This window comes from Salinicola rhizosphaerae (assembly GCF_014652715.1).
Lineage (GTDB): Bacteria > Pseudomonadota > Gammaproteobacteria > Pseudomonadales > Halomonadaceae > Salinicola > Salinicola rhizosphaerae.
In genome coordinates this window covers 272,525-287,597 of the sequence record NZ_BMZI01000003.1, presented here as the reverse complement: position 1 = coordinate 287,597, position 15,073 = coordinate 272,525, and the positions used below count along the sequence as shown (strand labels likewise).

The following is a 15,073-nucleotide window of genomic DNA, read 5'->3' as shown; positions in this document are numbered from 1 at the left end:
ATGAACGGATTTCTCAACACGTTTTTCAATCTGGACATCATGGCGGCCATCTATCCGATGCTGCTCAATGGTCTGAAAGAGACCTTGCTGCTGTCGGTGATGATCGTTCCGCTGGGTGTCGGCGTCGGGCTGCTGATCGCTTGCGCGCGCGCGGCCGGCAATCGTTGGCTCAATCTCTTCCTCACCATCTACGTCGACTTCTTTCGCTCGTTCGCCTCGCTGGTGCTGCTGATCCTGATCTATTACGGCCTGCCGTTCTTCGGTATCGAGATCGGCACGCGCAGTGCGGTCGTGCTGGCGCTGACGCTGAACACCTCCAGCTACTTCGCCGAAGTCTTTCGTGCCGGCATCGGCAGTATTCCGTATGGGCTGATCGAAGCAGGGCGCTCGACCGGACTGTCGTTTCTGCAGGTGATGCGACACATCATCGTGCCTCAGGCCGTGCGCAACATGGCGCCGGACCTGATCACCAACATTCTGGAGACGATCAAGGTCACGTCGATCGCGAGCGTCGTGGCGCTGCCCGAGCTTCTGCGCATGGCGCGAATCGCTCAGGGCAATACCTACAGCCCGACGCCGCTGATCGCTGCCGCGCTGATCTATATCGTGTTGCTGCTGCCCATCGTCAAGATACTCAACCGGCTGGAAAAGAAAGCCTATTAGGCAGGATCGACAATCAAGGAGTGAGGCCATGAACAATGATAACCACGCCTCGAGCGACCATACCGCAAAGCTCGGTGCCTTCGTCAGCCAGCTCGACTTCGAGGCGCTACCTACGGAAGTCGTGAAACGGGCCCGACACGCGATTCTCGACACGCTTGGCGTCATTCTCGGTGCCGTCGCGCTGCCGCCGTCTCGCCAATTGCTGGACATGCCGACGACGCTCGGCGCACATCGCTTTGCCGCCGTGGATAGAGCTACGCCAGCCATGACGGCGCTCGTTCTGGGCACCCTCTCGGATATGCTCGAGCTGCAGGATGGCTGGCGTTTCGGAGGCATTCACGCCTGCCTGGTCATCCCGGCGGCGCTGGCCGTTGCCGGTCACCGGCCTGTCAGCGGTCGCTCGCTGATCGCCGCCGTGGTCGGCGGGTATGAAGTCGCGCATCGGGTTGCCTGGGCGGGGCACCCGCAGCACATGGCGAGCGGTTACATGCCCAACGGTACGGCCGGAACGGTCGGCAGCGCGGCGGCAGCGGGCGCATTGCTCGGGCTTGACGCGCCGACGCAGGCAGGCGCCCTGGGGACGGCGGCTTTTCTGCTGCCGGTCTCGACTGCCGAAAATCTCTGGTCGGGATATCCCGCCAAGCCACTACACACGGGCTATGCGGCGAAAACCGGTGTGGAGGCGGCGATGCTTGCGCAGATGGGCTTCGGCGGCTGTCCGATAGAGGGTTCATCGTCTCGGGGACGCGGCTTTCTCGAGATCACTTCGGGCAAACCGGTTCTCGAACGCCTGAGTGAAGGTCTGGAGCAGCGCTGGACGCTGACCGAAACCTACTTCAAGTTCTATCCGATCTGCCGTCAGGCACAGGCTGCTGCCGAGGCGGCCCTCGAGGTTGCCGCTTCGATCAAGGGAGAATTCTCTAGAATTCGTCGGGTGACACTCTCTACCTACGCACTCTCCGCTCAGTTGCTCGACAGACAGATCTCCGCGGAAAGCGGCATGGTCGCCGCGCAGTTCAGCCTGCCTTATATCATTGCCACGATTCTCAAGAATGGGCGTATGACTCAGGCCGAGCTGGCCCCTGGGGCGTTGAGCGACCTGGAAACGCTGAATCTCAGCCGGCGCGTCGAGATCGCTGCCGACGACGCGATGACGCAGCGATACCCCCAGAGCACGCCGGCGGTCGTCGAGGTCGAACTCGACGATGGGCGGCTATTGCGAGGCGCCTGCGATGCCCCCAAAGGTGATCCCTCCAGGCCGGTCGAGGAGAAGGAGCTAGTCGATAAGGCAACGGCGCTTTGCGCCTGGATGGAGGCGCCGGGCGAGGTACAGCGGCTGTGCGATCAGGTGCTGGCTCTGGAGACGCTCGACTCTGTCGAGCCGTTGCTGCGTCAGTTGGACGAGCTGATGACGCTCGCTCGGTCTCGACCCGCGGTGACCTGAAGTCGCGCGGTTGCTGAGACTTCGACTTTTGGCGGATACTCGATAGCGTTTTCGCATTGCCGTTGAAGAGGTCCGCCATGTTCGTGTGCGAGCAGTTAGCCGAGTTCGCCCTCGAGGTCTCGGCGCAGCCGGAAGCCCAATGGCCCCGCGCGGCGCTCCAGCGTGTGATGAAGGACTGGTTCGGTTGTGCGATTGCGGGGGCGCAAAGTGAGGTCGTTGTTCGTCTGAGGCTGGCCCTGGGGGCATCTCCCGATAGTGTGGTGGCTTCGACATCGATGCTCTCGCCACGCGACGCCGCGATGCTTCACGCGACCGCGGCCCACGCGCTGGAGTCCGATGATATCTATCGGGATGGGCTCTTCCATCCGGGCGCGCCGGTCATCGGGGCGGCGCTGGCCCTGGCCGAGCACCGTGACGCCAGCGGACGCGATCTGCTCCGGGCGGTGCTGGTCGGCTATGAAGTCTCGACGCGTCTGAGCGAGTTCCTGGGAACGGCGCATTATCGCTACTGGCACACCACCGGCACTGTGGGCTGTCTGGGTGCGGCGGCGGCCTGCGCCACTCTGCTCGGGGGAGATGCGGCCATGATGGCGCATGCGCTGGCCACGGCTGCGTCGTTCGCGGGCGGCTTGCAGCAGGCGTTTCGCTCCACCGCGATGACCAAGCCGATGCATGCCGGACACGCCGCGGATACCGGCGTATGGTCGGCGCTGGCGGCCCATCGCGGCATGACGGGAGCGCTGGATATTCTCGAGGGGCGCGCCGGTCTCGGTGCCGCCATGGCGGGCTCGCCGGACTGGTCGCGCTTTGGCGAGCGATTCGACGACAGCTTCCGGATCGAACAGATCACCTTCAAGCGGCACGCGTGCTGCGGGCAGGTCTTCTCCGCCGTGGATGCCGTGCTGGCGCTCCGCGCCGATCCCGGGTTCGATCCCGAGCAGATCACGTCGATCGAGGTGTACACGAGCCAGCGCTCCCAAGAGATGACGGACAAGCCGACGCCGCGTGACGCCGAAGAGGCGCGCTTCAGCATGCAATACGCGGTGGCCCATGCCGCGGTCTCCGGGCATGCAGGGCGTGGCGCCTTCGCTGCGGAGCGTCTGGGCAACCCTCTGGTGAAGCGACTGATGGCGGCAGTCAATGTGGCAGTAGATGCCGAGATCGATGCTGCCTACCCCAGGCGTCGCAGTGCGCGGGTCACCGTCGGCTTTCGTGATGGAGCACGACACACACACTTCCAGGCCGATCGAAAGGGCGATCCGGAGCTGCCTCTGAGTGATGGCGAACTCGACGCCAAGTTCGCATCGCTCTGCTTCGATGCTGGCTGGTCGAATCAGCGGGTAGAAAAGGCCCGCCGACTGCTGGCCGAACTCGCGTCGAGCCGCTCGTGCCGGGCGTGGCTCGAGAGTGTGCGTGAGGGATGAGCTGGTCCGAAGACGGACACTCGGCATGCTAGAGTAATGCGGGCCCAAGAGAAAAATCTCGTCGCTCGGCGAGGTGTACCCAACATTTTGAATCGCTGTGACGCCATACTGTCCATGATGGGCGAATAAAGCGCAGGCGAAAGGCGAAATCGCAAGACAAAACAACACGCAAAAAAAACCGGCGCCTGGGGAAGGCACCGGTCAAAGAATTTGGTAGCGGGGACCGGATTTGAACCGATGACCTTCGGGTTATGAGCCCGACGAGCTACCAGACTGCTCCACCCCGCATCAATGTGTGGCGTATTATACGGATGGATTAGACGCTGTCAACAGGTTGCTGGTGATCGTCGGCATGACGAGCCTGCCCGATCTCTCCGAGTACGTGATCGAAGGCGCTGGCGTAGCGTTCCCAGGTCTCGCGGGAGAGTGGTGCGACGGACAACAGCCGATGAAGCGTCTGTTCGAGTTCTTCCGGCGGTGTCGGCGGACGCCCCAGGCCATCGTTGAGCCGCGCGACCTGGACTTCGAGCCGCAGTGGCTCGAGCGACTCGGGAATGGGTTCGCCGGCGAGCAGGCCAAGCTGCACCAGGCAGCGCTGGAGCGCGTCCTCGGCGGCCGCTTCGCTGTCACTGTCTGACGATCGGGCGGAAACGGTGGCACGAATGTCGGCGGGAGCGTCATCGAACGATGAGCTGTCGAGAGGCTCTCCGTCGATTGCCGCCTCCAGCCATCGGCGATATGCCGGCCACTGCCGGGCCTGCTCGACCAGCGCCAGGCGATCGAGCGTCACCTCTCTGGCATGCACGATGCCTTGCCAGCGCTTTTCCATGCCATCACTGCGGCGACCGCGCGGTAGCGGTGCCAGCCGCTGAGCCTCGGCGAGCGCCGCGTCCAGCGTGTCGCGTTCTGCGGCGCGGGCGGGCTGCCAGGCGTCCAGGCGGTCGATCAGCGCCTGCATCTCCTCGAAGCGCTGCTGCTGCCGCGAGCGCTGTTCGCCCCGGACGCTCTCGCGAGCGGCGAAGATGGTGTCGCAGTGCGAGCGAAATTGCCGCCACAGTGCCTGCTCCACGCCCTTGGGGGCTCGCCCGAGGGCCTGCCACTGCTTCTGCAGTGCCTTCGCTTGCTCGGCGCGTTCGGCGGCGGCGCCGTCGTCTTCGGCCAACTGCTGCGCCTGTTGGACCAGGTCGCGCTTGCGGCTGGCGATGTCGCCGGCGCGCTCGTCGATCAGGGACTGCAGCCGCTGACGCAGGCGCGAAAAGCGACGTCCGGTAGAGGCTGCCTGGCGTCTTGGCACGGGCCAGTGCCGATCCCACTGCTCCTGAGCGGCGTCGCGAATGCGACGCAGGCCATCCGGGTCCGCCACGTCGGAAGGATGGTCCAGCAGCGATTCGAGCTGTTCGCAGAGCGCCTGCCTGGCTTCGAGGTTCTGCGCCTCCTGAGCCTCGATCTCCTGCTCCCAGGCGCCTAGCTGGTCATGAAGAGAATCCGATGCACTGCGAAAACGCTGGGCCAGCGGCTTGGTGGCGGCGGCATCCCCGAGTTGACGCCATTCCCGAACCAGTTGCTGGTGGCGGCGATGGCGCTTGGGGTCGCTATGATCGCGCGCCTCGGCCAGTGCCTCGATATCGGCAACCAGTGATTCCCGCTTCGGCGCCGCCGCGAAACCGCGCCAGTCGCGTAGCTCGGCCAGCCGCGCATGCTGCTGCTTCCAATGTTGCTGCAACGCCTCGGGAAGCGAACTCTCCTGACCACCGATCGCTTGGCGCAGGCGCCGATGAAGCTGGGTGGCACCCCGGTAGCGGCCGGCATCGAGTTCACCGGCCAGGGCTTCTAACCACTCTTCAAGCTGGGCGTGGGAGACATCGAGATCCGTTGGCGTCGGCTTGGCCACGGCGGCGGATGCCGTCTGGCGCCGAGCCTCGAGCAAAAGATCGGTGGGTGGCAGCGCTGCGGGCCAGTCCAGGCGACTCAACGCGGGCGCCACGGCGGCATCCTGTTCGATCGCTGCTTCCAGTGCCGGTGCTTCACTCTGCCAGCGCTCCCACGCCTGCCAGATCGTCTGGGCGCGCTGGTTGAGCTCGACGTAGCGCTGCTGGTAGTGGTCGCTGACGCCGTAACGGTCGGACACTTCCTGCCAGCGCTCGTTTTGCAGCTGCCATTTGCCCTCGAGCGACTCCATGACATCCGGCGTTAGACGCTCTGCCGACTCGACGACTGTCAATGCGTGCGACAGCGCCTCGAGAATGCTTTCGCGGGTCGACTGGGCTTCGGCTTTTTCCTGCTTGAGCCGTTCGCTCTCGCGCTGATGACGCAGATGTTCGGCGATGCGTTGGCGGCAGCGGGTGACGGCAGCGTCGAAACGTTCGCGCTGCTCGGTCTCAGCGCTGCCATCGAGCGCCTCCCACTGCGCGACCCAGTGCTTGAGGCGTGCCTCGAACATGGGTTCCCACGGGCGATTGGCTTGCGTTTCCAGCGCTGTCAGCAGGCGCTCGCGCTCGAGATGGGCGGCTGCCTGCTGCTCGGCGTCGGCGCGCAGATTGGCGAGGCGGTCGCGGGCGAGGCGCGCGACCTGCTTGTCGCGACGGGCCTGCTTGACGAGCCGGGACAGCCCCGCTTCCGACGTCACTCGCTCGGCGGCGGCGTGGCGCACTGCACTAATGCCGTTCTCGCTGGCGTGGCGAACGAGGTGGGCTTCGTCCTCGATCAGCGAAAGCGCAGCGAGACGCAGCGACTGGTTGTCGCCATCGACGATCACCGCTTCGATGAGGGCGATGTCGAGCGGGGATTCGGCGCTGCGTCGCTCGAGCCAGTCGAGCCGAGATTGGAGATCCCGACTGTGCTCACTGCGGCCGGTCAGAAGCTGTGTCAGTCGCTGACGCGACTCCTCGCAGGGCGACTGGCGATGGAGTGCAAACACGCGGTCGAGGTCGTCGATACGCGCCAGAGCCGCTTCGCGGACCCGGGCGTCGTCGTCGCCGGCGAGCGCTTCCAGCGCGGAATGGTCGTTGGCATCGAGCTGGGCGGCGGCGCGGGCACGGACGGTAGGGTCTTCGTGCTGCCAGCGCGCGCGGCGCCCACGAGAAGAGAACAGGCGTTGAAAGAGTCCTGGCATGGCCGGTATGGCATCCTGAAATTACGACGAGCTGGCGGTGGTCGGTCCCACGCCGGTGGGAGCTCGACGGCAACTGTCTATCTAACCATTTGATGACCGACGATAAAAGCCTGCAGGCCCGATGTGTATGCCCATGGAGACACCTGACAAAAGGTCGACCTGACCGTATGATCGGTTGCAGCGACGGTCGCCCTCGCATAGCTTAGGGCCTAACTGTATCGCGCAGGGCGGGTCACTGGCATGACACTTCCGCCCCGAGCGTGGTGAGCGGAGTCGACCACTATCGATTGTGCTCATGCATGCCGAGGTATCGGATTCGCTCGATGCGTTGCATGCGCTGCAGGCCGCTTGTGGACCCGTCATGGTCCGGGGCCACCCATTTTCTCGCTGCGGAGTTCGGTGATGAGTCTCAACAGGGATACGGCAGATATCGCCTTCACCTTCAAGGGCGGCATGCTGCCGATGACGGTCATGGAGCTGGCCAGCGGCGACCCGGAGCGTATTCGCGCGCAGCTCGCCGGCAAGGTGAGCCAGGCGCCAGCCTTCTTTCAGCATACGCCGGTCGTGCTGAGCGTGGAGCAGATCGACGAGCCGCACTTGGCGCTGGAAAGAATCTGTGCCGTGTGCCGGGCGCACAAGCTGCTGCCGGTGGCCGTGCGCGGCGGGCCCGACCCTGTCAAACAGTCGGCGTGGGCCCTGGGACTGGGCTGGTTTCCGCCGCAGGAGAGCCGGCCGCGGGCGGTCGAGACTCGCGCCCCCCAGACCCAGCCTGCGCCAGCCGAAATCGAGGCCGAACTGCCCGTTCCGCCGGCCGAATCTGCCGGGCAGGCGGGCGGGCGCATTTATCGCGGTACCGTGCGTTCCGGCCAGCAGGTGTCGGCACCGGAGGGCGATCTCGTGGTCATCGGTGCGGTCAACCCCGGTGCCGAGGTGCTCGCCGCGGGCAGCGTGCACGTCTATGGTCCGCTGCGCGGGCGCGCGTTGGCCGGCATCCACGGCGATCGCGAAGCGGGAATCTTCTGCAACGACTTGCACGCCGAACTGCTTTCCGTGGCGGGGACCTACAAACGGCTCGAGGATATCGACCCGAAGATGCTCGGCTGCGCCGTGCAGGTGCAGCTCAAGGAAGACCAACTCAGGATCTCGGCGCTGACCTGAACGGCGCGGGAGCGATCAACACTTATCGGGTAACAGGAAGTTCATCTTGGCCAAGATCATCGTTGTAACCTCCGGTAAAGGTGGCGTCGGTAAAACGACAAGTGCGGCGGCCATTGCCACGGGGCTGGCCTTGCGCGGCAACAAGACGGTCGTCATCGATTTCGATGTGGGTCTGCGTAATCTCGACCTGATCATGGGCTGCGAGCGACGCGTGGTCTATGACTTGGTCAACGTGATCCAGGGGGAGGCCGGGCTGAAGCAGGCGCTGATCCGCGACAAGCGCACCGAGAACCTGCATATCCTTCCCGCTTCGCAGACCCGGGATAAGGACGCGCTGACGCTGGAAGGGGTCGAGAAAGTGCTGGCCGACCTCGCCGATGAGTTCGACTACATCATCTGCGATTCGCCGGCGGGCATCGAGCGTGGTGCTCAGCTCGCGCTCTACTTCGCCGACGAAGCGGTCGTCGTGACCAACCCCGAAGTCTCTTCGGTCCGCGATTCCGATCGTATTCTCGGTCTGCTCTCTTCGAAGTCGCGCCGCGCCGAGCAGAATCGCGATCCGATCAAGGAGCACTTGCTGATCACCCGTTACAACCCGAACCGGGTCGATGACGGTGACATGCTCAACCTCGATGACATTCGCGAGATCCTGGCGATCGACCTGGTTGGCCTGATTCCGGAGTCCGAGGCGGTGCTGCGCTCTTCCAACCAGGGCGTTCCGGTCATTCACGATGACAAGAGCGATGCCGGTCAGGCCTATGCCGACACTGTCTCCCGTCTGATGGGTGAAGATGTGCCGCTGCGCTTTCAGTCGGCGCAGAAGAAAGGCCTGATCGCACGCATGTTCGGAGGGGGAGGCCGTCGGTGAAACTACTCGATTTTCTCAAGGGCGAGCGCAAGAAGTCCGCATCGGTCGCCAAGGAGCGCCTGCAGATCATCGTGGCGCATCAGCGCGGCCATCGTGGGCAGCCGGATTACATGCCGATGCTCGAGCAGGAGTTGCTGGAAGTCATCCGTCGCTACGTCAAGGTCGAGCAGGATGCGATCAACATCAGTCTCGATAGCGACAACGACTGCTCGGTGCTCGAGCTGAACGTCACGCTGCCCAATGAAGCCGAGGCCAAGGCCGCCGGCAAGCGCTGAGCGCGCCATCGACATGAGTCGTGCCGGTGGCTGTGCTAGGCTTGGCCCTTTGCGCAGCAGGCGGAGAGCCACATGGCCCAGGCGGAGACCACTTTTCTCTGGCACGACTACGAGACCTTCGGCGCCGACCCACGCCGGCACCGCGCCTCGCAGTTCGCGGCGATTCGCACCGACGCCGATTTCAACGAAATCGGCGAGCCGCTGACTCTCTATGCCCGGCCGGCCGACGACGATCTGCCCAACCCGCAAGCCTGTCTGATCACCGGTATCACGCCGCAGGCGGCCATGCGCCGCGGGCTGCCGGAAGTCGAGTTCGCGGCGCGGATCCAGGCCGAGATGAGCGTCCCCGGCACCTGCTCGCTGGGCTACAACAGCCTGCGCTTCGATGACGAAGTCAGTCGTCACCTCTTCTACCGCAATCTGTTCGACCCTTACGCGCGCGAATGGCAGAACGGCAATTCGCGCTGGGATCTGATCGACGTCGTGCGGGCTTTCCATGCGCTGCGCCCCGAGGGCATCGAGTGGCCAAAACGCGACGACGGCGCCCCGAGTTTCAAGCTGGAACATCTGACCGCGGCCAACGGCATCGAGCATGTCGGCGCACACGATGCGTTAGCCGACGTGCGTGCCACCATCGGCATGGCAAGACTCTTGCGCGAGCGCAATGCCAAGCTGTTCGACTATCTGCTGTCGCTGCGCAACAAACGTCGGGTTGCGGGTCTACTCGACGTGACGGCACGCAAGCCGATGCTGCACGTCTCCCGACGTTACCCCGCCAGCCGCGGCTGCAGCGCCCTGATCATGCCGCTGGCGATGCACCCTTCTAATCCCAACGGTGTCATCGTCTACGATCTCGCCGTCGATCCGGCGCCGCTCTTTTCACTATCGGCCGACGAGATCCGCGCTCGGGTGTTCGTCAGCGAGAACGAATTGGCCGAAGGGGAGACCCGTATCCCGCTCAAGGTGGTCCACCTCAATCGTAGCCCGGTGGTACTGCCGATCGCCGCGGCGGACGAGAGTGTCGCTGGTCGGCTCGGACTGGATCGCGCCGCGTGCGAACGCCATTGGCAGGCACTGATGCAGAACCCCGACGCAGCCAGCAAGGCCGCGACGGTGTTCGCCGACGGGCCGGCCGATCCGCCCCACGACCCTGACCTGATGCTCTATTCCGGCGGCTTTTTCTCGCCCCACGACCGCCAGGCGATGGAGCGCGTCCACGCCACGCCGCCTGAGGCGCTGGGTTCGACCAGCTTCGCCTTTCAGGACCCGCGTCTCGAGGAAATGCTGTTCCGGCTGCGTGCCCGTTCCTATCCCGAAACGCTGGAGAGCGAGGAGAAGGCGCAGTGGGATAGTTTTCGCTGGTCGCGGATGAACGATAGCCAAAGTGGGGGGCTGACGCTGAAGGAGTTCGCGCGCGAGATCGAGCGCCTGAATCAAGTCTCACTCGACGATCGCCAGCGTCAGGTGCTCGAAGAGCTGGTGATGTACGTCGAGTCCATCATGCCGGAGCAGGCCTTCGACGCCTACTGATCACGACGCGTCGTGATCCGAAACGTTCGGGCTCGCTCTTCGATAAGGGCTTCGATGGGGGCTTCGACAGGGGCTTCGATGGGGTGCAACAGCGTTTTCCAGGGCGCGGAAATATACGCTTCTGGTGATCATCTCCGGCAAATCTGCCGCGATCGACAATGCAAAACGCGAAACATCATACAACCTTGCGATGTCCGTCGATGACGCCCGCCGTCAATGCGCCGTGAGGAACCTATGGTGTAGAGGTCAATGTGGGATTTCATTCACTGGCCTCGACATGAACACGCCCTCTCCAGCGGTTCCGCGCTGAGGCCATCACCTTCCGGAGGTAATCATGGCTCACGCGCTCACCGCGGTCTGGATGACGGCCGAGGGTTCTCCTTCCGATAACCTGGCACCCGAGAAAGTTACGCCCTCCTGGATCAGCGCGCTGTATGCGCTGATGCTGCTGGTCGCACTCTGGTCCGTTTACGCCGGTCAACTGCCGGACTGGTCGCGCTGGACCGTCGTCGGGCTGCTGGCGATATCGCTTGTCGTCAACCTGGTCGTGACGCCGCGCTGGTTCCGGATCGGATTCCTCGTCTCGCTTTTGACCTTCGTCACCGGCTGGCGAGTTGCAGCGATGCATGATGTTTGGCCACTGATGATCGCAGGCTTCGTGACCTTTCTTGCACTGGTGGCACAGTTCGCCGATGCCATGCGCAAGGACTGGCAGTCGCGAGGCAGCGCTGCGTTCGCCAATCACCTCATGTGGCAGCTCGCCCTGGTCCGCCTTTACTTCGGGGTGAACGAGGTCGGGCATGCCACGGAAAAGATCTTTGCCGGTCAGGCGTCTTTCGAGCATATGGCCACTCAGTTCGGGCAACTCGGCACGCCAATGCCGGGGCTATTCGTCATTGCTGCCGGCCTGGTCGAGTTCTCGCTGGCGATCGGCGTTGGACTGGGGCTCTTCACGCGATTTTTCGCCGCTCTCGGCACGCTCTATTTTCTTGTCGCGACGGTGGCCTTCGGGCACGAGTGGGTCCACGGCTACGCCTGGGATGGCAGTGGATGGGAGTATATTGCGCTGCTGATCGTCTTTTACGTCAGCCTGCTGTTGTCCGGTGGCGGGCGGTTCTCGATCGATGGCTGGCTGCTGGAGCGCGGCCTGATACCACACACCCTGATTCCGCTCTGCACGCCGCGCGCCGGGTACCACGCGATGTCATGACGTCGGGATGATCAAGCCGACGTCATCGAAGCGTCATGTTCCTTGCCTAGCCTTCGCCTGTTTTTCAAAGACGATAACAGGCAGGGAAACATGGGATCAGGAATCGGGCGGCGCACGGCGCTGACGCTGTCATGGCTGGCGCTCGTGCCCTCATTCGGGCAGGCGGATAGCACGATATTGACGCGCGGTGCGACGCAGACGTCGCTGCAGGAACTGAGCGGGGACGACACACTCGAGATCGAGGCGGGTGCCGAGCTGGCGACCGGCGATACCGCCATCACGCTGGAGGGCGCCTCGCCGGCACCCGGTGTCGCGATCGACAATTCGGGGACGATCACCAGCGACGATCGCGGGATCGATACCGATGGCGACGACACCGAACGCTCGATCCGCCTGAGCAATCGCGATGGCGCCATCATATCGTCACGAGACGATACCTTTCGCGTCGACAGCGACGTCACGCTCGGCACGGTGAGCGTCGACAATGCAGGCAGTCTCCTGTCGGCGGATGGTCAGGTGCTCGACTTCAAGTCGATCGAGTCACCCGATGCGGTCGTCGATATCGACAACGCCGAGGGCGGGGTCATCGCCTCGCAGAGCGACGACGCGATACGTCCCGGTGCAGGCACCATCACCATCGACAATGCCGGCAAGATTCTGTCGACGGATTCGCCCAGCCGTGCGATCAACGTCAGTGAGTACACGCGTCTCGGATCTTTCCACCTGACCAATGAAGCGACCGGAATCATCGAGTCGACCGACGATGCCGTGCGCATCGACAGCGATGACGATGAGCAGTCGGGCGCGTCCGGCACGGTCACGATCGACAACTATGGTCTCATCCTCTCGTCCGGCACGGGCGACGACGCTGGGCAGGCGATCGATCTCGATCATATCGTCTCCGATCTCGGTGAGGTCACCATCCATAACTACGCCGGTGGCGAGATCCGTGCCGAGGATGCCGACGGCGTGCGTCCGGGCGAGGGCGCCACGCTCATCAACAGCGGCACCATCGTCGCCAACAGCAGCGAGCCGGACAGTTCCAACGATGGCGTCGATCTGCAGGCGCACAGCGCAACGATCGACAATCGGGAAGGTGGCGTCATTTCCGGCGCCCGGCACGGCATCACCACGGATGTGGATGTGACCGTCTACAACGCGGCGGGCGCGGTCATTCGCGGGCGCAACGGCTCCGGCGTCGGTTCCGACGGCGATGGCACGGTCGTCAACTGGGGGCTGATCAGTGGCGATATCGACGAAGATTCCGCGCTCGGTGACGGTGATGGCGTCGATATCGACTACATCGGTGATATCACCAACTACGGCACCATTCAGGGTACGGGCGCCAAGGGGCAGAAGCCCGGCGACACACCGAATCGCAGCGAAGGCATTGCCATGGGCGGTGGCTCGATCGTCAATGCCAGCGCGGATGCGGTCATTTGCGGCGCCGATAACGGCATCCTGATCGACGACGGCAGCAGCGGTGGCGCCTACGGCGAGACCGCCATCGTCAATCGCGGCACCATCGAGGGCGTCGACGGCTACGGTATCTCGCTGGTGGGTAACTACGACGATAGCGTCGTCAACTCTGGCCTGATCGCCGGCGGCAACGGGCTTGCGCTGGCGATGGGGGCGGGCGATGACACGCTGGTGGTCGAAACCGGGGGCACTTTCCAGGGCACCGTCGACGGCGGCGATGGTCAAGACTCGGTCATGCTCGATGGCAGTGGAGAATTCGCCGGCGGGGTCAATTTCGAATCGCTCACCATCAACGGTGACTGGCTGCTCTCCGGCACGCAGAACTATGCCGATGGCATCACGCTGACCGACATGAGCCATCTCGATCTCGACGGAACGCTCGACGGGGCGCTAACGGTCGGCACCGGCGCACTGCTGGACGGCAACGGCACGACGGGTGATCTGACGGTCGCCGGTACTGTCTCGCCGGGACACTCGCTCGGCCAGCTGAACGTGGACGGTGATTACGTCCAGACGCAGAGCTCGACCTACGCGGCCGAGATCGGGGGTGGCGGGAGCGCCGATCTGATTGCTATCGACGGCTCGGCGACGCTTGCCGGGGCGCTGACGGTGACGCCGCTCTCCGATGCTGCCTACACAACCTCGAGCTACACCCTGTTGACGGCGGCGGATGGCATCTCCGGCCGCTATGACGAACCCGCGGCCTTCTCGCCGTTTTTCGATCTGGCGCTCGACTATGGTGACGATGCCGTCGTGCTGGATGTCGCTCGCAATGCCACGAGCTTTGCCGACATGGCGGCAACCGGCAATCAGCGCGCGGCGGCAGCCGGCATCGAGAGCCTGGGGGCGGGCAATGCGCTGTATGACGAGATCATCACTACCGCCGATCCCTCCACGCTGCAGCGCGACTACGACGCGCTTTCCGGTGAGCTTCACGCCAGCCTTCACGCCGGGCTGATCGAGGAGAGCGGTTACACCCGCGATGCACTCATCGGTCGCCTGCGTCAGGTCGACACGGCGAAAGACGACCGGCACGGCGGCATCTGGGTGCATGCTTTCGGTGGCTGGGCCGACAGCGACGGCAACGGCAACGCCGCGACACTCGAGCGTTCGACGCGGGGGCTCTTCATCGGGGCGGATGGAGGTCTCGGCACGGCATGGCGTGCCGGTGTGGCAGCCGGATATGCCCGCACGGATGACGATATCGAGGCGCGTGATTCCCACGCCGATATCGATACCTACACCCTGGCGGCCTACGCGGGGCGACGCTTCGGCATGGGCGATGCGATGGAATCTGCGGCGAGCGAGGCGCGGCGAGCCCCGCTGGCGTTGAGGTTCGGCATCGCGCAGAGCTGGCATGATATCGACAGCCGGCGCCACATCGGCATCGACGGTCTCGACGATGCCTCGGCCGACTACGATGCGCGCACGGCGCAGGCTTTCGGCGAGCTCGCCTATACGATCGAATCCGGTTCCGTGCGCGTCGAGCCCTACGCGGGGTTGGCCCACGTGCATGTGCATGGTGATGCCTTCCAGGAGACGGGCAACGCCGGGCTGCGGGGAGAGTCCAGCGGTGATGACGTGACCTTCTCCACGCTGGGCATGCGTCTACGCCAACCTTTCATGCTCGGCAACAGATCGGCAAACGTGGATGCGGGAATCGGCTGGCAGCACGCCTTCGGTGACACCACGCCCGATGTCACGCAGTCCTATGTCGGCGGCAGTGATTTCACCGTCGAGGCGGTGCCCGTCAATCAGGACGCGATTCGGCTCGAAACCGGGCTGAGCGTCGATCTCTCCGCGACATCGTCCGTTTCGCTCTCTTACCGCGGTGATCTGGCCGACTCGGCCAGGGATCAGAGCGTGAATGCGCGTCTGGCCTTCGCTTTCTAGACGCCGGTGCCGCGCTC

10 protein-coding genes and 1 tRNA gene are annotated in these 15,073 nt (G+C 64.2%); 9 read left to right on the top strand and 2 right to left on the bottom strand.

The features are described 5' to 3' along the window. The 3 genes from IE125_RS07485 (at position 1) to IE125_RS07475 (ending at position 3,531) form a co-directional block, all read left to right on the top strand. Positions 1 to 663 carry an amino acid ABC transporter permease gene (locus IE125_RS07485; protein WP_189444026.1) on the top strand — a complete coding sequence of 221 codons (663 nt, stop codon included), beginning with the start codon at positions 1 to 3 and terminating at the stop codon, positions 661 to 663. A gap of 28 nt (positions 664 to 691) precedes the next feature. Then, the gene (locus IE125_RS07480; RefSeq protein ID WP_189444025.1) at positions 692 to 2,107 is read left to right on the top strand and encodes an MmgE/PrpD family protein; all 1,416 of its coding nucleotides are present in this window, start codon (positions 692 to 694) and stop codon (positions 2,105 to 2,107) included. A 77-nt stretch (positions 2,108 to 2,184) separates the two neighbouring features. Beyond that, positions 2,185 to 3,531: an MmgE/PrpD family protein gene (locus tag IE125_RS07475; protein WP_189444024.1), complete on the top strand. Its 1,347-nt coding sequence runs from the start codon at positions 2,185 to 2,187 to the stop codon at positions 3,529 to 3,531. A gap of 211 nt (positions 3,532 to 3,742) precedes the next feature. On the opposite strand, the gene IE125_RS07470 is transcribed toward IE125_RS07475, so the two are convergent. Next, a tRNA-Met gene (locus tag IE125_RS07470) sits at positions 3,743 to 3,819 on the bottom strand. Between the two features lie 28 nt (positions 3,820 to 3,847). Beyond that, entirely contained in the window at positions 3,848 to 6,643 is a 2,796-nt protein-coding gene (locus IE125_RS07465; RefSeq protein ID WP_189444023.1) for a DUF349 domain-containing protein, read from the bottom strand. A gap of 402 nt (positions 6,644 to 7,045) precedes the next feature. Here IE125_RS07465 and minC point away from each other — a divergent pair, with 402 nt between their 5' ends. The 6 genes from minC to IE125_RS07435 all read left to right on the top strand — a co-directional run bounded on the left by minC (position 7,046) and on the right by IE125_RS07435 (position 15,056). Next, the gene (gene minC / locus IE125_RS07460; protein ID WP_189444022.1) at positions 7,046 to 7,801 is read left to right on the top strand and encodes a septum site-determining protein MinC; all 756 of its coding nucleotides are present in this window, start codon (positions 7,046 to 7,048) and stop codon (positions 7,799 to 7,801) included. A 46-nt stretch (positions 7,802 to 7,847) separates the two neighbouring features. Beyond that, positions 7,848 to 8,669: a septum site-determining protein MinD gene (gene minD, locus IE125_RS07455; RefSeq protein WP_189444021.1), complete on the top strand. Its 822-nt coding sequence runs from the start codon at positions 7,848 to 7,850 to the stop codon at positions 8,667 to 8,669. Further along, positions 8,666 to 8,944 carry a cell division topological specificity factor MinE gene (gene minE, locus IE125_RS07450; protein ID WP_189444020.1) on the top strand — a complete coding sequence of 93 codons (279 nt, stop codon included), beginning with the start codon at positions 8,666 to 8,668 and terminating at the stop codon, positions 8,942 to 8,944. Before minD ends, minE begins: the two co-directional genes overlap by 4 nt. Positions 8,945 to 9,016: 72 nt before the next feature. Beyond that, positions 9,017 to 10,474 (top strand): exodeoxyribonuclease I, encoded by a 1,458-nt coding sequence (gene sbcB, locus IE125_RS07445; protein ID WP_189444019.1) that lies wholly within the window; start codon positions 9,017 to 9,019, stop codon positions 10,472 to 10,474. Between the two features lie 334 nt (positions 10,475 to 10,808). Next, complete coding sequence (locus tag IE125_RS07440; protein WP_189444018.1) at positions 10,809 to 11,684, top strand: DoxX family protein; 876 nt, start codon at positions 10,809 to 10,811, stop codon at positions 11,682 to 11,684. A gap of 90 nt (positions 11,685 to 11,774) precedes the next feature. Further along, entirely contained in the window at positions 11,775 to 15,056 is a 3,282-nt protein-coding gene (locus IE125_RS07435; RefSeq protein ID WP_189444017.1) for an autotransporter outer membrane beta-barrel domain-containing protein, read from the top strand. Positions 15,057 to 15,073 lie beyond the last annotated feature (17 nt).